Origin of the sequence: Trinickia caryophylli (assembly GCF_034424545.1) — a bacterium.
In the GTDB taxonomy this organism is placed as follows: Bacteria; Pseudomonadota; Gammaproteobacteria; order Burkholderiales; family Burkholderiaceae; genus Trinickia; species Trinickia caryophylli.
This window is the reverse complement of record NZ_CP139970.1, coordinates 2,685,034-2,703,579: the sequence shown is the minus strand read 5'-3', so window position 1 is coordinate 2,703,579 and position 18,546 is coordinate 2,685,034. Positions and strand designations below refer to the sequence as shown.

General features: G+C 65.0%; 20 protein-coding genes and 1 tRNA gene. 16 read left to right on the top strand and 5 right to left on the bottom strand.

The window, feature by feature from the left end; genetic code table 11:
• The first annotated feature begins 17 nt into the window (after positions 1 to 17).
• The 8 genes from lptA (at position 18) to U0034_RS12150 (ending at position 7,311) form a co-directional block, all read left to right on the top strand.
• Positions 18 to 665: a lipopolysaccharide transport periplasmic protein LptA gene (gene lptA / locus U0034_RS12185; protein WP_085227861.1), complete on the top strand. Its 648-nt coding sequence runs from the start codon at positions 18 to 20 to the stop codon at positions 663 to 665.
• An 86-nt stretch (positions 666 to 751) separates the two neighbouring features.
• Positions 752 to 1,468, top strand: a complete 717-nt coding sequence (gene lptB, locus U0034_RS12180) for an LPS export ABC transporter ATP-binding protein (RefSeq protein WP_085228104.1) — start codon at positions 752 to 754, stop codon at positions 1,466 to 1,468.
• Between the two features lie 141 nt (positions 1,469 to 1,609).
• Positions 1,610 to 3,112, top strand: a complete 1,503-nt coding sequence (locus U0034_RS12175) for an RNA polymerase factor sigma-54 (protein WP_085227860.1) — start codon at positions 1,610 to 1,612, stop codon at positions 3,110 to 3,112.
• 172 nt (positions 3,113 to 3,284) lie between these two features.
• The gene (gene hpf, locus U0034_RS12170) at positions 3,285 to 3,641 is read left to right on the top strand and encodes a ribosome hibernation-promoting factor, HPF/YfiA family (RefSeq protein WP_085227859.1); all 357 of its coding nucleotides are present in this window, start codon (positions 3,285 to 3,287) and stop codon (positions 3,639 to 3,641) included.
• 290 nt (positions 3,642 to 3,931) lie between these two features.
• Complete coding sequence (gene ptsN / locus U0034_RS12165) at positions 3,932 to 4,387, top strand: PTS IIA-like nitrogen regulatory protein PtsN (protein ID WP_085227858.1); 456 nt, start codon at positions 3,932 to 3,934, stop codon at positions 4,385 to 4,387.
• 151 nt (positions 4,388 to 4,538) lie between these two features.
• On the top strand, positions 4,539 to 5,507 hold the full coding sequence (gene hprK / locus U0034_RS12160; RefSeq protein ID WP_085227857.1) for an HPr(Ser) kinase/phosphatase: 969 nt from the start codon (positions 4,539 to 4,541) through the stop codon (positions 5,505 to 5,507).
• A 145-nt stretch (positions 5,508 to 5,652) separates the two neighbouring features.
• Positions 5,653 to 6,621 (top strand): RNase adapter RapZ, encoded by a 969-nt coding sequence (gene rapZ, locus U0034_RS12155; protein WP_085227856.1) that lies wholly within the window; start codon positions 5,653 to 5,655, stop codon positions 6,619 to 6,621.
• A gap of 54 nt (positions 6,622 to 6,675) precedes the next feature.
• Positions 6,676 to 7,311: an LON peptidase substrate-binding domain-containing protein gene (locus tag U0034_RS12150; protein WP_085227855.1), complete on the top strand. Its 636-nt coding sequence runs from the start codon at positions 6,676 to 6,678 to the stop codon at positions 7,309 to 7,311.
• Between the two features lie 28 nt (positions 7,312 to 7,339).
• Here the strand turns inward: U0034_RS12150 and mutY are convergent, their stop codons facing one another.
• Together mutY and mutM are read right to left on the bottom strand one after the other, a co-directional pair.
• Complete coding sequence (gene mutY, locus U0034_RS12145) at positions 7,340 to 8,488, bottom strand: A/G-specific adenine glycosylase (protein ID WP_085227854.1); 1,149 nt, start codon at positions 8,486 to 8,488, stop codon at positions 7,340 to 7,342.
• A gap of 12 nt (positions 8,489 to 8,500) precedes the next feature.
• Positions 8,501 to 9,328 (bottom strand): bifunctional DNA-formamidopyrimidine glycosylase/DNA-(apurinic or apyrimidinic site) lyase, encoded by an 828-nt coding sequence (gene mutM, locus U0034_RS12140; protein WP_085227853.1) that lies wholly within the window; start codon positions 9,326 to 9,328, stop codon positions 8,501 to 8,503.
• 129 nt (positions 9,329 to 9,457) lie between these two features.
• On the opposite strand from mutM, the gene U0034_RS12135 reads away from it, so the two are divergent.
• The 8 genes from U0034_RS12135 to hisC all read left to right on the top strand — a co-directional run bounded on the left by U0034_RS12135 (position 9,458) and on the right by hisC (position 16,595).
• On the top strand, positions 9,458 to 11,287 hold the full coding sequence (locus U0034_RS12135) for a tetratricopeptide repeat protein (RefSeq protein WP_085227852.1): 1,830 nt from the start codon (positions 9,458 to 9,460) through the stop codon (positions 11,285 to 11,287).
• Entirely contained in the window at positions 11,287 to 11,913 is a 627-nt protein-coding gene (gene lolB, locus U0034_RS12130; RefSeq protein ID WP_085227851.1) for a lipoprotein insertase outer membrane protein LolB, read from the top strand. The genes U0034_RS12135 and lolB overlap by 1 nt, the downstream gene beginning before the upstream one ends.
• A gap of 33 nt (positions 11,914 to 11,946) precedes the next feature.
• Complete coding sequence (ispE, locus tag U0034_RS12125) at positions 11,947 to 12,837, top strand: 4-(cytidine 5'-diphospho)-2-C-methyl-D-erythritol kinase (RefSeq protein WP_085227850.1); 891 nt, start codon at positions 11,947 to 11,949, stop codon at positions 12,835 to 12,837.
• Positions 12,838 to 12,891: 54 nt separating this feature from the next.
• A tRNA-Gln gene (locus U0034_RS12120) sits at positions 12,892 to 12,968 on the top strand.
• Between the two features lie 38 nt (positions 12,969 to 13,006).
• A complete protein-coding gene (locus U0034_RS12115; protein ID WP_085228103.1) occupies positions 13,007 to 13,963 on the top strand; it encodes a ribose-phosphate pyrophosphokinase in 957 nt (318 codons plus the stop codon).
• Between the two features lie 167 nt (positions 13,964 to 14,130).
• Positions 14,131 to 14,742 (top strand): 50S ribosomal protein L25/general stress protein Ctc, encoded by a 612-nt coding sequence (locus U0034_RS12110; protein ID WP_085228102.1) that lies wholly within the window; start codon positions 14,131 to 14,133, stop codon positions 14,740 to 14,742.
• 119 nt (positions 14,743 to 14,861) lie between these two features.
• Positions 14,862 to 15,464 (top strand): aminoacyl-tRNA hydrolase, encoded by a 603-nt coding sequence (gene pth, locus U0034_RS12105; RefSeq protein ID WP_085227849.1) that lies wholly within the window; start codon positions 14,862 to 14,864, stop codon positions 15,462 to 15,464.
• A gap of 60 nt (positions 15,465 to 15,524) precedes the next feature.
• On the top strand, positions 15,525 to 16,595 hold the full coding sequence (hisC, locus tag U0034_RS12100) for a histidinol-phosphate transaminase (protein WP_085227848.1): 1,071 nt from the start codon (positions 15,525 to 15,527) through the stop codon (positions 16,593 to 16,595).
• A 44-nt stretch (positions 16,596 to 16,639) separates the two neighbouring features.
• Here hisC and U0034_RS12095 read toward each other — a convergent pair whose 3' ends face one another.
• The 3 genes from U0034_RS12095 to rsmD all read right to left on the bottom strand — a co-directional run bounded on the left by U0034_RS12095 (position 16,640) and on the right by rsmD (position 18,331).
• Positions 16,640 to 16,900 carry a YfhL family 4Fe-4S dicluster ferredoxin gene (locus U0034_RS12095; protein WP_085227847.1) on the bottom strand — a complete coding sequence of 87 codons (261 nt, stop codon included), beginning with the start codon at positions 16,898 to 16,900 and terminating at the stop codon, positions 16,640 to 16,642.
• Between the two features lie 221 nt (positions 16,901 to 17,121).
• Positions 17,122 to 17,625 (bottom strand): pantetheine-phosphate adenylyltransferase, encoded by a 504-nt coding sequence (gene coaD, locus U0034_RS12090; RefSeq protein ID WP_085227846.1) that lies wholly within the window; start codon positions 17,623 to 17,625, stop codon positions 17,122 to 17,124.
• A gap of 91 nt (positions 17,626 to 17,716) precedes the next feature.
• Positions 17,717 to 18,331 carry a 16S rRNA (guanine(966)-N(2))-methyltransferase RsmD gene (gene rsmD, locus U0034_RS12085; RefSeq protein ID WP_085227845.1) on the bottom strand — a complete coding sequence of 205 codons (615 nt, stop codon included), beginning with the start codon at positions 18,329 to 18,331 and terminating at the stop codon, positions 17,717 to 17,719.
• Positions 18,332 to 18,546: the final 215 nt, after the last annotated feature.

Sequence of the window (18,546 nt, the reverse complement as noted above, 5' to 3'; positions counted from 1 at the left end):
CAACGTAGCGTGACTGCATGAACGAATTGCTCTTCCTTTCCGGGCATCGGCGTATACGCGCATTGGCCGTGGCCCTGCTTGCCGCGCTGACATGCATCGGCGGGCCGGCGCACGCGGAACGCGCCGATCGCGACAAGCCGCTCAACCTCGAAGCGGACACCATGACGTACGACGACCTGAAGCAGATCAACATCTTCACGGGGCACGTCGTCGCCACGAAAGGCACCATCATCATCAAGGCCGACCGCGTCGAAGTCAGGCAGGATCCGCAAGGCTACCAATACGCCACGGGCACGATGACCGGGCACGGCCTTGCCTATTTCCGGCAGAAGCGCGACGGCGTGGACGAGTACATCGACGGCACGGCTGAGCGCATCGACTACGACGGCAAGCAGGACTTGACGACGCTGACGACGAATGCGACCGTGCGCCGCCTGCAGGGCCTCTCGACGGTGATGGACCAGGTCCACGGCAGCGTCATCACCTACGACGGTCAGAAAGATTTCTACACGGCCAGGGCCGGCAAGGATGTGGCCGGGCCGGGCAACCCCGGCGGGCGCGTGCGCGCCACGCTCGCGCCGCGCAATGGCGCGCCTGCGCCGCTCGACGGCGCACCGGCCACGCTCGCACCGGCCACCGGAATTCAAGGAACGCCACAGCAGTGAACCCGCTTTCCAGCCATGCGGCCGCGCCCAGCGGCGCCGACGACCGCGCCGCGACGCGCGCGGACAGCTCGCTCGTCGTACGTAACCTGCGCAAACGCTACGGCTCGCGCACCGTCGTCAAGGACGTCTCGCTCGACGTCAAGAGCGGCGAAGTGGTGGGCCTGCTGGGCCCGAACGGCGCAGGCAAGACGACTTCGTTCTACATGATCGTAGGCCTCGTGCCGCTCGACGCGGGGGAAATCGTGCTCGACGGCAGCTCGATCAGCCTGCTGCCGATCCACAAGCGCGCCGCGCTCGGCCTCTCGTATCTGCCTCAGGAAGCGTCCGTCTTCCGCAAACTGTCGGTCGAACAGAACATCCGCGCGGTGCTCGAGCTGCAAACGGGCGAAAACGGCAAGCGGCTTGCCAAGTCCGCTATCGACGCGCGCACGGAAGCGCTGCTCGACGAGTTGCAAATCGCTCATCTGCGTGAAAACCCTGCACTGTCGTTGTCGGGCGGCGAGCGACGGCGCGTCGAAATTGCTCGGGCGCTGGCGACGAGCCCAAGCTTCATCCTGCTCGACGAACCGTTTGCGGGCGTCGATCCGATCGCGGTGCTGGAAATTCAGAAGATCGTGAAATTCCTCAAGCAGCGCAACATCGGCGTGCTCATTACCGACCACAATGTCCGCGAGACGCTCGGCATCTGCGATCACGCCTACATCATCAGCGACGGAACGGTGCTCGCCGCCGGCGCCCCGAGCGACATCATCGAAAACGAAAGCGTCCGCCGCGTGTACCTCGGCGAGCACTTCCGCATGTAGCGCCGACTAGCGCGCGATCGGGCTGCCGCCGATCAGCAATTTTTACGACGTTCGTCCTTTGTGCAAGCTGGCGCCCGCTGCCTCCGTCCTAAGCGGGTTTCGCGCACGTGGCAAAGTCTCTACAATGAATGCCAACTTGCCATGAAAGCCAGCCTCCAACTCCGCCTATCGCAGCATCTTGCGCTGACACCGCAGCTTCAGCAGTCGATCCGGCTGCTGCAGCTGTCCACGCTCGAACTTCAGCAGGAAGTCGCGATGGCTGTCGCGCAAAATCCGCTGCTCGAAAGCGAGGACGAATGGATCGCAAGCCCGCTGCGCGTGGCCGGCGACGGCTCCGTGATCGCCCAGGCGCCCACGTCGTCCGCCCCCGAGCCGATGAGCGGGGCCGCGCCCGCGGAAGGCTCGCGCGCCGAAGGGGCGGAGCCGGCCGGCGTCGACGAATACAACGGTCTGTCGTCGTCCGACAATTCGGATTCGACGCAATGGAACCTCGACGACTACGGCCGAAGCGCCGCGCCGTCCGATGACGACGACCTCCCGCCCCTGCAGATCCACGAATCCACGACGACGCTGCGCGACCACCTGATGGCCCAGTTGCGCGTGACGCAGGCGAGCCCGCGCGACCGCGCGCTCGTAACGTTTCTGATCGAATCGCTCGACGATGACGGCTACCTCACGGCCACGCTCGACGAAGTGCTGGCCGACCTGCCCGACGAGCTCGAAGTCGATCTCGACGAACTCAATGCGGCGCTCGCGCTGCTGCACAGCTTCGATCCGGCCGGTGTCGGCGCCCGCTCGGCATCCGAATGCCTGAAGCTGCAGTTGCTGCGGCTCGACAACTCCCCCACGCGCAAGCTCGCGCTCGACATCGTCGCCAACCATCTCGAGCTTTTGGCCGCGCGCGATTTCACGCGGCTGAAAAAACAGCTGAAGACCACCGACGATGCGCTGCGCGAAGCGCATGCGCTGATCCGCTCGCTCGAGCCGTTTCCGGGCGCGGCCTACGGCAAGGCCGAAGCGGACTACGTCGTGCCTGACATCATGGTCAGGAAGACTGCCCAGGGCTGGCTGGCGGAGCTGAATCCGGAGGTGGTGCCGCGGCTGCGGATCAACCATCTCTACGCGAACATCCTGCGCAACAACCGCGGTGACCCGGGCAGCGGCTCGCTGCGCCAGCAACTGCAGGAAGCCCGTTGGCTCATCAAGAACATCCAGCAGCGTTTCGAGACGATCCTGCGCGTGGCGCAGGCGATCGTCGAGCGGCAGAAGAACTTTTTCGTGCACGGCGAAATCGCCATGCGCCCCTTGGTTTTGCGGGAAATAGCTGATACGCTGGGCTTGCACGAGTCGACGGTCTCTCGCGTGACCACCGGTAAGTACATGCTCACCCCATTCGGGACGCTCGAGTTCAAGTACTTTTTCGGTTCGCACGTTTCCACCGACACGGGGGGAGCGGCCTCGTCGACCGCCATTCGCGCGCTCATCAAGCAACTGATAGGAGCAGAAGACTCTAAAACACCGCTTTCGGACAGCCGCATAGCCGAACTGCTGGCGGAACAAGGGTTCGTGGTGGCGCGCCGCACGGTTGCCAAATACCGCGAAGCTCTCAGGATCCCGGCAGTGAATCTGCGCAAGTCTCTATAGCTCGCCGCACCTTTGCGGGGAGCATTTACCGGCCGCGATGCCCTTGGCGGATTGGCCGGCCGATACGACCCGCCGCTCGTCAGTCACGCGGGGTGATGATTCGAGCGGGCCGCTTTCCGACCGGCGTAGCCGCACCAATCGGTGTTCGGCGGCCATTCGTTTGGAGAGCACTATGAATCTGAAGATCAGTGGACGCCATCTCGAAGTCACGCCAGCCTTGCGAGAATACGTGATCACCAAGCTCGACAAAGTGCTACGACACTTCGATCAGGTGATCGACGGCAACGTGGTCCTCTCGGTCGACAATCAGAAAGAAAAGGACAAGCGGCAAAAGGTGGAAATCAATCTGCATCTGAAGGGCAAGGACATCTTCATCGAAAGCGCCAACGGCGACCTCTACGCAGCGATCGACCTCATGGTCGACCGGCTCGATCGACAGGTCGTTCGCCACAAGGGACGCATCCAGGAACATCAGCACGAGGCCATCAAGCATCAGGAAGTTGCAGCTGGCGAGCAGCCGCAGCCCTGAGCGGCTGCGCGGCTCGCGCGCCGCGCGCCCACCCCGCGAGACCGCCCGCCAGGGGCGGTTTTTTTCGTGCCGCGAAAACCCGGCGACCGGCCCGAACGCAACCGCGCCCACGCGCTTTTTGCGCGGTGCAACACCGGTTGCGCCTGATCTATAATGTGTCAGTTACATAAAGGGCAGCCGGCCGAGTCGCCGCTTAGGCTCGAACTCCGAGTCCGACCGGCAGGGCCGAAGATGGGACAATCACTCAAGTTGCCGCGAGGAGCGCCCAGGCGACGCGTTAGCCTGCCAACATGAATCGTTTAGCCAAATTCCTTCCGCTCGAAAACGTCGTCATCGGACTTTCCGTTACCAGCAAGAAGCGCGTATTCGAGCAAGCCGGACTCATTTTCGAAAACCAGAACGGCATCGGCCGCAGCGCGGTCACCGACAATCTCTTCGCCCGCGAGCGCCTTGGCTCGACCGGGCTCGGCGAGGGCGTGGCGATCCCGCACGGCCGCATCAAGGGGCTCAAGCAGCCGCTCGCGGCTTTCGTGCGGCTCGAGCAGCCGATCCCGTTCGAGGCGCCCGACGGGCAGCCCGTTTCCCTGCTCATCTTCCTGCTCGTGCCCGAGCAGGCCACGCAGCAGCATCTCGAAATCCTCTCCGAGATCGCGCAGCTCCTGTCCGATCGCGAAACGCGCGAACGGCTTCACACGGAGCAAAGCCGCGAGGAGTTGCATCGCCTGCTCACACAGTGGCACCCTTGATACTGTCGTGGCCGCGCCGTTTGCGCGAGGGCCATGCACCACGATGCGGCACGCACGCTCATGGCGGGCGGCGCGCGATCGACTGCGCCTGAGCCCGACGGCTCGGGCCCTGCCCGCCTGCGGTCCGCGGGCAACTTGGAGCCACGGATTCATGGATACGTCCAGCATCAACGCCCAGAGCATCTTCGACGACAACGCCGCCGCGCTCAAATTGAGCTGGCTGACGGGGCATGAGGGCTGGGAACGCGGTTTTTCGGCCGAGACGGTCGCCAATGCAACGTCGAGCGCGGATCTCGTCGGCCACTTGAACCTGATCCACCCGAACCGGATCCAGGTGCTCGGCGAAGCCGAAATCAACTACTACCAGCGGCAGACCGAAGAGGACCGCTCGCGCCACATGGCCGAGCTGATCGCCCTCGAGCCACCGTTTCTCGTTGTCGCCGGCGGGCTCGCGGCGCCGCCCGAACTCGTGCTGCGCTGCACGCGCTCGTCGACGCCGCTCTTCACCACACCGATATCGGCTGCCGCCGTCATCGACAATCTGCGGCTGTACATGTCGCGCATCCTCGCTCCGCGCGCGACGCTGCACGGCGTGTTCCTCGACATTCTCGGCATGGGGGTACTGCTCACGGGCGACTCGGGCCTCGGCAAGAGCGAACTCGGCCTCGAGCTGATCAGCCGGGGGCATGGGCTCGTCGCGGATGATGCGGTCGACTTCGTCCGGCTGGGCCCCGATTTCGTGGAAGGACGCTGCCCGCCACTGCTGCAGAACCTGCTCGAGGTGCGCGGCCTCGGCCTGCTCGACATCAAAACGATCTTCGGTGAGACGGCCGTGCGACGGAAGATGAAGCTCAAGCTCATCGTGCAGCTCGTGCGCCGGCCCGACGGCGAATTCCAGCGCCTGCCGCTCGAAAGCCAGACCGTCGACGTGCTCGGCCTGCCGATCAGCAAGGTCACGATCCAGGTGGCCGCGGGCCGCAACCTCGCCGTGCTCGTGGAAGCCGCCGTGCGCAACACGATTCTTCAGCTGCGCGGCATCGACACGCTGCGTGACTTCATGGACCGCCAGCGTCTCGCGATGCAGGACCCTGACAGCCAACTGCCCGGCAAGCTCATGTGACGCGGTGCCGCGGCGCGATCGGCGCCCGCTCGTTGCCACGCGGCACGGATCGGAGCGCGGCGCCGAAGCGCCAACACCGGTCCCCGCTGGCACGTGGAGACGAAGAAAAACGAGGTGCTATGATGAAACGAACGGGCTTCCTTTCATGCGCATTGTTCTGATCACCGGCATATCCGGCTCCGGCAAATCGGTCGCGTTGAACGCGCTCGCCGATGCGGGCTATTACTGCGTCGACAACCTGCCGCCGCGCTTTTTGCCCGCACTCGCCCAATACCTCGCATCGGGCGACGCGGGTGACGAGCGGCAAGCCTTTCCGCCCGGCACCACCGAGCCCGGCCGAGAGCCAGGCTGTGACCGGCCGGGCCGCGATCGCCTCGCAGTCGCGATCGACGCGCGCTCCAGCGCTTCGCTCGACGAGATGCCCGGCATCATTCGCGATCTGTCGAGCGGGCACGACGTGCGCGTGCTCTTTCTCAACGCGAGCACCCAGTCCCTGATTCAGCGCTTTTCCGAAACACGCCGGCGGCATCCGCTTTCGGGCTCGCCCGCCCACGATGCCGACGTCGGCCTGCTCGTCTCGCTCGAGGAGGCCATCGAGCGCGAGCGCGAACTCGTCGCACCGCTGGCTGAGTTCGGCCACCAGATCGACACCAGCAATCTGCGCGCAAACGTGCTGCGCGCCTGGGTCACGCGCTTCATCGAGGAGCAGCGCGAAGGGCTCATGCTGATGTTCGAATCGTTCGGCTTCAAGCGTGGGCTGCCGCTCGATGCCGACTTCGTCTTCGACGTGCGCGCGCTGCCGAACCCGCACTACGATCACCGCCTGCGCCCGCTCACGGGGCGCGATCAGCCCGTGATCGATTACCTCGATGCCTTGCCGATCGTTCACGAAATGATCGATGACATCTATTCTTTCGTCATGAAGTGGCTGCCGCGTTTTCGCGACGACAATCGCAGCTATCTGACCGTCGCGATCGGATGCACCGGCGGGCAGCATCGCTCGGTTTTCATCGCCGAAACGCTCGCTTCACGGCTTGCCCGCGAAGCCACCGTCATCGTGCGACATCGCGACGCGCCGGTCGCCCCCGGCGATTCGTCGAGACTCGTGGCTTAGCCTCAGCTCATTTACGCCGCGCGAAAGTGCGCGGCATATCGGAAACGTTGCGCCATGTCCTCTCATCCTGTCGTCTACGCCGATTTGCCGCTCTTTCCCCTGCATGCCGTCCTGTTTCCCGACGGCCTGCTCCCGCTGAAGATCTTCGAAGCGCGCTATCTCGACATGGCGCGCAACTGCCTGCGCGAAAACACGCCGTTCGGTGTGTGCATGCTCAAAAGCGGGGCCGAAGTGGCTCAGCCCGACGAGCCGGCAGTGCCCGAATCGATCGGTTGCCTCGCGGTCATCGAGCAGTGCGATGTCGATCAATACGGCATGCTGCTCGTCAAGGCGCGAGGCACGAGCCGTTTCAAGCTGCGCACGCACCGCGTCGAGCAGAGCGGGCTGCTCGTCGGAGAGGCCGAGCCGCTGCCGGAAGACATCCCGCTGGAAGGCTCCGAGGCACTCGCGAAGTTCGGAGCCTGCGCCGAAGTGCTCGAGCGCATCATCGAAACCATCCGTGAGCGCGACCCGGAGAGCGTGCCGTTCGCCGAGCCGTTGCGCTTCGACGATCCGAGCTGGGTATCGAATCGGCTCTCCGAAATCCTGCAGATCCCGCTGCGCGCGAGGCAGCAACTCATGGCACTCGACGATGCCGGCGCGCGGATCGACTGCGTTCACCACTACATGCAGCAGCATCAGTTGCTTTGATCGGCGGTGCCCGTCAGCTGCGCAGGCGTTACAGCAGCGAGCCCTTGAGCGCGTCGAGCAGTTTGCGTACGGGCGCAGGCACGCCGTAAGCCTCGATTTGCGCGAGCGGCACCCAGGCGCTCGCCTCGTCGCGCAGTTCGCCGGCCGGGCTCGGCGGCGCGCCGCCGAATTCGGCGAGCCGGGGTTCGATGTCGAGCCGAAAGTGCGTGAACGTATGCGTGAGCGGTGCGAGGCGGCTGGGCACGCCGGCCGCCCCCAATGCGTTCGCGCAGGCGGCGAGCGCATCTTCGTCGGCCGCCTCCGGCAAGCTCCATAATCCGCCCCAGATGCCCGCTGGCGGCCGCCGCTCGAGCAGCACGGCATCCGCGTTACGCAGCACGAGCATCCACGTGCGGCGCGTGGGGACGGTTTTCCTGGGGCGGGCGCCCGGCAATTCGCGCTGGCGGCCCGTTGCATTGGCCACGCAGTCGGCCGCGAACGGGCAGCGCGGGCATTCGGGCCGGCTGCGCACGCAAAGCGTGGCACCAAGGTCCATGAGGCCTTGCGTGTAAGCACTCACGTCGTCATCGTTTGCGCCGCTCGGCAGCAACGACTCCGCCAGTGCCCACATCGCATTCTCCACGCGCTTTTCACCCGGAAAACCCTCGATGCCGAATACGCGTGCGAGCACCCGCTTCACGTTGCCGTCGAGGATGGTCGCACGCGCGCCGAACGCGAACGACGCGATCGCGGCCGCTGTCGAGCGGCCGATGCCGGGCAGGTCGGCCAGGGCCTCCGGCGAGGCCGGGAACACGCCGCCATGCAATTCGACGACCGCCTGCGCGCAGCGATGCAGATTGCGCGCGCGCGAGTAGTAGCCAAGGCCTGCCCAAAGCGCCATCACCTCGTCGATCGGGGCCGCGGCGAGCGCGCCCACATCGGGGAAGCGCTCGAGAAACCGGGCGTAGTAGGGGATCACCGTCGAGACTTGCGTCTGCTGCAGCATGATCTCGGAAAGCCAGATCCGATACGGATCGCGCGTGTTCTGCCAGGGCAGGTCGTGGCGCCCGTGGCGGCGCTGCCAGTCGATCAGCCTCGGCGCGAAGAACGACGCAGAGGATGCGGGCGAGGCGGCAGGCACCGATTCGTTCGGGGGCGGGATGAACTCGGCAACGGGCTCGACGTCGGTCTCGGGCATGAAATCAGGCGCTCAGCGCTGGCAGTGCGGGCAGAAATAGGTGGACCGCTGGCCCTGGACGAGCTGGCGGACGGGTGTGCCGCAAACGCGGCAAGGCAGGCCGGCGCGATCGTACACGAAGCAGTCGAGTTGAAAGTACCCGGACTCGCCGTTGCTGCCGACGAAATCGCGCAACGTGCTGCCGCCGCGCTCGATCGCGGCCGCAAGCGTCGCGCGCACGGCATCGGCCAGCCGCTCGCAGCGCGCGGGCGACAGCCGTCCGGCCGCGGTCGTCGGTCGAATGCCGGCACGAAAAAGGCTTTCGGACGCATAAATGTTGCCCACGCCAACGACGATATCGCCTGCGAGCAGTGCCTGTTTGATCGAAGCCGTTCTGCCCCGCGTGCGTCGATGGATGAGCTCGCCCGTGAAGGGCGGAGAAAACGGTTCGACACCGAGCTTCGCCAGCAGCGGATGAGCCTCCGGCTCGCCGGCCGCGCGCGGGTGCCAGAGTACGGCGCCGAAACGGCGCGGGTCGCGAAAGCGCAGCAGGAAATCGTCGAAGATCCAGTCGATGTGATCGTGCTTGGCGGGTGCCGGCGCGCTTTCCTGCGGCAGAACCCGCAGCGTGCCCGTCATCCCGAGATGGACGATGAACCAGCCCGCGTCCGTCTCGAACAGCAGATACTTGCCGCGCCGGCCCACCTCGTGCACTTTCTGGAGTGCAAGGGTTTGCGGCAGCTCGGGCGGAACGGGCCAGCGCAGCGCGCCGGTGCGCACGTCGACGCGCTCGACCCGGCGGCCGCGGACGTACGGCTCGATACCGCGTCGCGTAACTTCAACTTCTGGCAGTTCAGGCATGTCAAATGGCGGACGAAGACCCGCGTTTCGCCGCTACATGCGGCGAATGGGTGTGTAAGTTGCATGGTGCAAACTGCGTGTATTGTAGCGAGCGCGTTACAATCGACCGAAACCCCTGAACGGATTTCCATGATTTTGTCCCTGAAGCAGCTTTTGACGCGCGCGGCCGGCGTGCCCCGTGCCCGCCACGCGCCCGTGGGCCGGCTCGTCGGCGCCGCCCTTTGCGTCTTCACGCTCGCGGCAAACCCCGCGTGGGCTCAGGATCCCGCATCGGCGGACGATGCCTCGGCCGCCGATACCTTCTCGTCGTCGCTTCCCGAGGAGACGAAAGGCCTGCCCAACATCGCGTTGACGAGCCAGATCGTCTTCCAGGTTCTCGCGGCCGAAATCGCGCTGCAGCGCAATCAGCCGGCGCCGGCTTACCAGACCTATCTCGCGCTTGCGCGCGATACGCACGATCCACGCATGGCGCAGCGCGCCGCCGAAATCGCGATCGCGGCGCAAAGCCCGGCCGACGCGCTCACGGCGGCCCAGCTCTGGCGCCAGTACGCGCCCGGCTCCGAGCGCGCGGCGCAGCTCGATGCGTCGTTGCTCGTGCTCTCGGGCAAACCCGAGGACGCGGCGCCGCTTCTCGCCGCCGAGCTCGCCAAGGTGCCGGCCGACGAGCGGGGCAACTCGATCCTCGCGCTGCAAGTGCTGCTCTCGCGCGGGCCCAACCGGGTCGGCGGGTTGCACGTGTTGCAGGACCTGCTCAAGAACGACATGGACCGGCCCGAAGCGCAGGTCGCGATCGGCCGCCAGCAACTGCTCGCCGACGATCAACCGGGTGCGCGCGCATCGTTCGACCGGGCCCTCAAACTCAAGCCCGACTACCTGCCGGCCGCGCTCGCACTCGCCCAAATGGGGCCCGACGCTCGCAACGACGCCATTGCATCGTTCGAGTCGTATGTGAAGCAAAACCCGAAATCGCACGATGCACGGCTCGCGCTCGCACAGCTTTACCTCGCGAGCGAGCGCATCGACGACGCGCAAAAGCAGTTCGAGGCGCTGCGCGGCCTCGATTCGCGCGATCCGACGCCGCTCATGGCGCTCGGTCTCATCAAGATCCAGCAAAAGCAGTACGACGCGGCGCAGAAGTATCTGAAACAGTATGCCGATCTGACCGAGAGGACCCCCGGCGCGGACGCCGGCCAGGCGTACATCTTCCTCGCCCAGCTCGCCCTGGAGCAAAAGGACGAAGGGCAGGCTGCCAAGTGGCTCGACAAGGTACCGCCCGACAGCCCTCGCTACGTCGCCGCGCGCGTGACGCGGGCGCAGTTGCTCGCGAAGAACGGCAAGCTCGACGAAGCGCGCAAGATGCTCGCCGGCCTGCAGAGCGCAGACCCGCACGCCGGCGCGCTGATCGCCCGCACCGATGCCGCGATCCTCTTCGACGCGAAGCGCTACCCGGAGGCCGAAGCGCGGCTTTCCGCGGCCAATGACGCCTATCCCGACAATCCGGAGATTCTCTACGATTACGCGATGGCGGCCGAAAAGAACGGCCATTTCGATCTGATGGAGTCGAAACTGCGCCAGTTGATCAAGGACCAGCCCGACAACCCGCAGGCCTACAACGCACTCGGCTACTCGCTGGCCGACCGGAACCAGCACCTCGACGAGGCCGAAAAACTGATCGAAAAGGCATCCGCGCTCGCGCCGAACGACGCCTTCATCATGGACAGCCTCGGCTGGGTCAAGTACCGGCGCGGCGACACGAACGACGCGGCCCGTGTCCTGCGCAAGGCATACGACCTGCAACCGAACGCGGAGATCGGCGCGCACCTGGGCGAAGTGCTCTGGAAAAGCGGCGATCAGGTCAAGGCGATCGCGGCGTGGCGCGACGCACGCAAGCTCGAGCCCGATAACGAAACGCTCGTGAAAACGCTCAAGCGCTTCCAGGTCAACACCAACGATCTCTGATGCAAGTTTCGCAATTTTTCACGCCGCGCCTGGCGCTTGGCCGCCTGGCGCTTGCCGCTTCGCTCGCAGCCGCGCTCGCCGGCTGCTCGGTCACGCCCACTCGCGGGCCATCCACGTCCAACGCGGCCACCGCGCTGTCGACGCAAACGGTGCGCGCCTATCACGGGCGCTTCTCGGTGCGGTATCTGGACGTGCGAGGCCAGCCGCGCAACGCCTACGGCAATTTCGACTGGCGGGAGCAGGGTGACACGGTCACGCTGCAACTGCTCGACCCGCTGGGCCAGACGCTTGCGATCGTGACGTCCTCGCCCGCCGCAGCCTCGCTCGAGCTGCCCAACCGCCAGCCTGTCACGGCCGGAGATGTGGGCTCGCTGATGCAGAACACGCTCGGCTTTTCGCTGCCGGTGGAAGGCCTGCGCTATTGGCTGCAACCTTCGCCGGCGCCGACCTCTCACGCGAAGACGATCCCCGACCCGCAGATCGAAACTCGCTTGAAGGAGATCGATCAGGATGGCTGGAAGATTCAGTACCAGAGCTATGCCGATGCCCCGCAAACGGGGGTGAAGCGTGTCGATCTCTCCCGTTACGACCCGCCGCTCGACATCAAGCTCGTCCTCGACCGATAACCCGATGGCAAGCCGCCTGCGCGGCGCACCAGCATGACCGAAACGAACGAAACGCTGCGGGATTGCCCCGCTCCAGCCAAACTCAACCTGTTCCTGCACATCACCGGCCGCCGGAGCGACGGCTATCACATGCTGCAGACGGTGTTCCAGCTCGTCGACTGGGGCGATACGCTGCATTTCACGGTGCGCCACGACGGCGCGGTGCACCGCAAGACCGACGTGCAGGGCGTGCCCGAGCGGGCCGACCTCGTCGTGCGGGCCGCGTGCCTGCTCAAGGCGCATACGGGCACGACGCTCGGCGTCGACATCGAGATCGACAAGCGCCTGCCGATGGGCGCGGGCCTGGGCGGCGGCAGCTCGGATGCGGCCACGACGCTGCTCGCGCTCAATCGCCTCTGGAAGCTGGATCTGCCACGTGCGCAGCTACAGGCGCTCGGGCTTCAGCTGGGTGCCGATGTGCCGTTCTTCATTTTCGGCAAGAATGCGTTCGCCGAGGGGGTTGGCGAAGCGCTGCAGCCCGTAGCGCTGCCTTCGCGGGCGTTCCTCGTGGTGTGTCCGAACGCGCACGTGCCGACCGCCGAGATTTTTTCGGACGAACTGTTGACACGTGACTCGAAAGTCATCACAATTACGGACTTTCTTGCACAACAAAGTTGCAGCGCAAGATGGCCAGATAGTTACGGCCGGAATGACATGCAGCCTGTTGTCGTGGGAAAATACGCGGAAGTCGCGCAGGTGCTGAAGTGGTTTGAAAATGTCGCGCCGGCGCGGATGACTGGGTCGGGTTCAAGCGTATTTGCTGCCTTCTCCAGCGTCGCCGAAGCGAAAGCGGCACAATCCGAACTCGCTGTTCTGGGTAAGGGTTGGGCGAGCGCTGTGGCACCGAGTCTGGATACACATCCTCTCTTCGGCTTCGCGTCATGAGGTTTCGCATCGCAGGGTATGTCCCGCACACCCTGTGAAGCTCAAAGTTAGTGTAGGGGAGTCGCCAAGTTGGTCAAGGCACCGGATTTTGATTCCGGCATGCGAGGGTTCGAGTCCTTCCTCCCCTGCCAAAATTCCCGCAGTCCCCGCCTCCAGCAGCAGGTGCATGATGAGCAGCCATGACGGCCTGATGGTTTTTACTGGCAACGCTAATCCGGCGCTTGCGCAGGAAGTCGTCAGAATCCTCGGCATTCCTCTCGGCAAAGCAATGGTGAGCCGCTTTTCCGACGGCGAGATCCAAGTCGAGATTCAGGAAAATGTGCGCGGCAAGGACGTCTTCGTCCTCCAATCGACCTGCGCGCCGACGAACGACAATCTGATGGAGCTGATGATCATGGTCGACGCGCTCAAGCGCGCCTCGGCCGGCCGCATCACCGCCGCCATCCCCTACTTCGGCTACGCCCGCCAGGATCGGCGCCCGCGCTCGGCGCGGGTCGCGATTTCGGCCAAGGTCGTGGCAAACATGCTGGAGATCGCCGGCGTCGAGCGGATCATCACGATGGATCTCCACGCCGATCAGATCCAGGGCTTCTTCGACATTCCCGTCGACAACATCTATGCGACACCGGTGCTGCTCGGCGATCTGCGCAAGCAGAACTACGAGAATCTGCTGGTGGTGTCGCCCGACGTCGGCGGCGTGGTCCGCGCCCGCGCACTGGCCAAGCAGCTCAACTGCGATCTGGCGATCATCGACAAGCGTCGTCCGAAGGCGAACGTCGCCGAGGTGATGAACATCATCGGTGAAGTCGAAGGCCGTACCTGCGTGATCATGGACGACATGGTCGATACGGCCGGCACGCTCTGCAAGGCGGCTCAAGTACTGAAAGAGCGCGGTGCGAAGCAGGTCGTGGCGTACGCCACGCACCCGGTGCTGTCGGGCGGCGCCGGTGAGCGCGTTGCCAACTCGGCGCTCGACGAGCTCGTCGTCACCGATACGATCTCGCTCAGCGAGGAAGCGCGGGCCTGCAAGGCAATCCGCTCGCTGTCGTGCGCAGGCCTGCTTGCCGAGACCTTCTCGCGCATCCGCCGCGGCGATTCCGTGATGTCGCTCTTCGCCGAAGGCTGAGCCGCAGTAAAAAGAGTTTCACCGAAGGCGCCGCAGCATGTGGCGCCTTCGGCTTAATGGGCGCGCTTCACTGCAGGCGCGTCGTTTTTCAGGGGGCCGAAAGCGCAGCATGCGCGGCAGGCCCCCAGCTTCGCTGCCTGGTCGCGGGCAGCCCATGGAGAATGAATATGAAAGTCGTCGCCTTCGAGCGCAACAAGCAAGGTACGGGTGCGAGCCGCCGCCTGCGCAACTCCGGCAAGACGCCCGGAATCGTGTATGGCGCCAACGTCGAGCCGCAATTGATCGAACTCGATCACAATGCCCTCTGGCACGCCCTGAAGAAGGAAGTCTTCCACTCGTCGATCCTCGATCTCGAAGTGGCCGGCAAGTCGCAGCCCGTGCTGCTGCGTGACGTGCAATACCATCCGTTCCGTCAGATCGTGCTGCACGTGGACTTCCAGCGCGTCGATCCGAACAAGAAGCTGCACACGAAGGTGCCCGTGCACTTCATGAACCAGGAAACGAACCCGGCCGTGAAGCTCGGCGGTGCCGTGATCTCGCACGTCGTGACCGAAGTCGAAATCGAATGCCTGCCGGGCGACCTACCCGAGTTCATCGAGCTCGACCTCGCCAAGATCGAAGCCGGCCAGTCGCTGCATGCGAAGGACCTGGCGCTGCCGAAGGGCGTTTCGCTCGTGGCGCACGTCGAGGCGGAAAACCCGGTGGTCGCGTCGGCCACGGTGCCGGCCGGTGCCGTGTCGAGCGATGCCGCTGCCGAAGGCGAAGCCCCGGCAGCCTGAGGATCCGGATCGACCGATATCCTCTCGATCCGTTTCGATGCGAAACGGACGACGTGACCCGCCGTGGCATGCCCGGCGGGTTTTTTTTCGTCCCTCATGACAATGAAGCTGGAACGACCATGGTCAAGCTGATCGTCGGGCTCGGGAATCCGGGCGCCGAGTACACCGCGACGCGCCACAACGCCGGATTCTGGCTCGTCGATCAACTTGCCCGCGAAGCGGGCGCCACGCTGCGTGACGAGCGGCGCTTTCATGGCTTCTACGCCAAGGCACGGCTTTATGGCGAGGAGGTACATCTGCTCGAGCCGCAGACCTATATGAACCGCTCGGGGCAATCGGTCGTCGCGCTCGCGCATTTCTTCAAGATCCTGCCCGATCAGATTCTTGTCGCGCACGACGAACTCGATCTGCCTCCGGGCGCCGTGAAGCTGAAGCTGGGCGGCGGCAGCGGCGGGCACAACGGGCTCAAGGACATCAGTGCCCATCTTTCGTCGCAGCAGTACTGGCGGCTGCGCATTGGCATCGGGCACCCGCGCGACTTGATTCCCGAATCGGCGCGCGCCGGAGCAAAGCCCGACGTCGCCAATTTCGTCCTCAAGCCGCCCCGCAAGGAAGAGCAGGATGTCATCGATGCCGCCATCGAGCGTGCGCTCGCCGTCATGCCGCAAGTGGTCAAAGGGGAGCTCGATCGTGCAACGATGCAGCTTCACCGCAGCGCATAGGGGCCCCTGGTTCACCGCGTCGTCGGCCACCGAGCCGGCCTGCCATTCGAGGAGAATGCTTTGAGTCAGTACTGGAGCGACATCGTTCGTCAGTTGAAGCCGTACGTGCCCGGCGAGCAGCCGGCGCGGCAAGACATCGTCAAGCTCAATACGAACGAGAACCCCTACCCACCCTCCCCGCGCGTGCCCGATGCGATCCGTGCGGCGCTCGGCGAGTCCGCGCAGGCGCTGCGCCTTTATCCGGAGCCGACGTCCCTGCGCCTGCGCGAAGTGCTCGCGGCCCGATACGGACTGACCGCGGAAAACGTCTTCGTCGGCAACGGCTCCGACGAAGTCCTGGCTCACACGTTTCAGGCCTTGCTCAAGCATGAGCGGCCGATTCGTTTTCCCGACATCACATACAGCTTCTATCCCACCTACGCGCGGCTATACGGCGTCGCCTATGAAACGGTGCCCGTCGACGACGAATTCGCGATCCGCGTCGACGACTACCTTGCGCCGTCCGGCGGCGTGCTGTTCGCCAATCCCAACGCCCCCACGGGGCGGGCGCTGCCGCTCGCCGAGATCGAACGGCTCGTCGCATCGAATCGGGAATCGGTCGTTGTAGTCGACGAAGCCTATGTCGATTTCGGCGCCGATTCGGCGGCTTCGCTGGTGACGCGCTACCCGAACCTGCTTGTCGTTCAGACTTTCTCGAAGGGGCGCTCGCTCGCCGGCATGCGCGTGGGCATGGCATTCGGCGATGCAGCGCTGATCGACGCGCTCACGCGTGTGAAGGACAGCTTCAATTCGTACCCGCTCGATCGGCTGGCGCAGGCGGCCGCGTTGGCCTCGATCGAAGACGAAGCCTGGTTCGAAGACACGCGCGGCAAGGTCATGGCGAGCCGGGAGCACCTGTCTCGCGCACTGATCGCGCTCGGATTCGAAGTGCTGCCGTCACAGGCCAACTTCGTCTTTGCGAAACACCCCGGGCATAGTGGCCGCGAGCTTGCGCAGATGCTGAAAGAAAAGGGGATCTTCGTGCGCCGCTTCGACCTGCCGCGGATCGAGGAGTACCTGCGCATCACCGTTGGCACCGATGCGCAATGCGATGCGCTGGTGGCGGCGTTAAGGCGTCATATCGAGCCGTAGTCCTGATCCGGCCGGCAGCCAGTCACGACCTGGGCCGGCCCTGCTCAGCCGGCCGACTTGGCAGCTTGCAGCGCGCGATACTTGGCGAGCAACTGCTCGGGCGTTTCCGCGTGCTGCGGATCGCGTGGAATGCACTCGACGGGGCAGACCTGCTGGCACTGCGGTTCGTCGAAATGACCGACGCATTCGGTGCACTTCGATGGGTCGATCACGTAGATCTCGGGCCCCATCGAGATTGCGTCGTTCGGGCACTCGGGCTCGCAAACGTCGCAGTTGATGCACTCGTCGGTAATGATCAAGGCCATGCTATCACCGGAAAATCGGTAAAACGGTAAGTGCAGCGTTCCGGCGTTCCTGCGGTGAGCTGGACTGGCTCCGTGGCCGACAAGGGAGCGCAAACGTACTGCGATGCGTCCTGCAATGATGAACGCGCCCCTGACTCCCAGGCGCACCCGCTATTTTACGCCGGAGTAGCGGCGCCGATGCGGCGACGCCGCGCGCAGTAGGGGTATCCGTCGGGTCTCGCTCAGGGCGCCGGGTTGCCCGAGGCCATTTGACCGACCTTCTCCTTCAGCCACTTTTCCACCGAAGGAAAGACGAACTTGCTGACGTCGCCCCCCAGTTGCGCAATCTCGCGCACGATCGTGCCCGAGATGAACTGATACTGATCCGACGGCGTCATGAACATCGTCTCGACGTCGGGCAGCAGATAGCGGTTCATGCCCGCCATCTGAAATTCGTACTCGAAATCGGAGACGGCCCGAAGGCCGCGTACGATCACACGTGCGTTGTTCGCCCGCACAAAATCCTTCAGCAGGCCCTTGAAGCTCTCCACACGCACGTTCGAGTAGTGCCCGAGCACCTCCTGCGCGATGTCGAGCCGCTCCTGCAGCGAAAAAAAGGGCTTCTTGGCACGGCTGTCGGCAACACCGACCACGAGCGTATCGAATATGCTCGACGCGCGGCGTACGAGGTCTTCGTGACCCCGCGTGAGCGGGTCGAACGTCCCCGGATAGACGGCGACTACCATGGACATCTCCTCTCATGATCCGTTCGGCGCGCGCAGCGCGGCCTGCCGCACCGGTCAGATCGCCGGCCCGGCGTCGTTTTCGAAAGGCGCATTATTCATCATTTTCGCGCTGCAGCAAATGGTAATGGACCAAGCCCGCCTTGCCGTGCCTCACGATGGTCCAGCCCGCCAGCAACGGATCGCCGCCGTCCAGCGGCTGCCCGCATTCCACATACAAAAAGCCTTCGTCCGCCACGAGCGGCATCGCCAACTCGATCGCGCGCGGGAGCATTTCGGCTCCGAACGGCGGATCGAGGAAAACAACATCGAAGCCGCGCGGCGGCAGGCTCGCGGCCAGTCGCAGGCCGTCGGCCTCCGCAATTTCGATGGCCCGCGCCGCCAGCCGCGCCTGGTTGGCACGCAACTGGGCGGCTGCCTTCGGATGACGTTCCACCATCACTACGCGCGCCGCGCCCCGCGAAGCGGCTTCGAACCCGAGCGCACCGCTGCCGGCAAACAGATCGAGGCACCGTTGCCCATCAAGACGCTGGCCGAGCCAGTTGAAAACGGTTTCGCGAACGCGGTCAGGCGTAGGCCGCAAGCCGTCGAGGTCGAGCACCGGCAGCGGCGTGCGCTTCCAGTCGCCGCCGATGATGCGAACGGTATGCGGCTTGCCGCGATTTGCACTCGCCACGGCGGTGCGGGAAACATGGGAAGAACGGGGCATGCGTGAAACGACGTCGCTCGGTCGGGAATGTGGGGAAAGGGCGCCGCAGGCAGCGCAAACCGGCCGCGGCAACGGATCGCCAACGTTACCACAGCGCATGGGGCCCCGCGCCGGGTGAGCGCGCGCCTGACGGCCCGCCTGATAAAATAGCGGCCTTCTCCGTGCTCCGCGGGCTCGATGCGACCGCCCCACGGCCCGCTCGCCCGGCGCGCCCG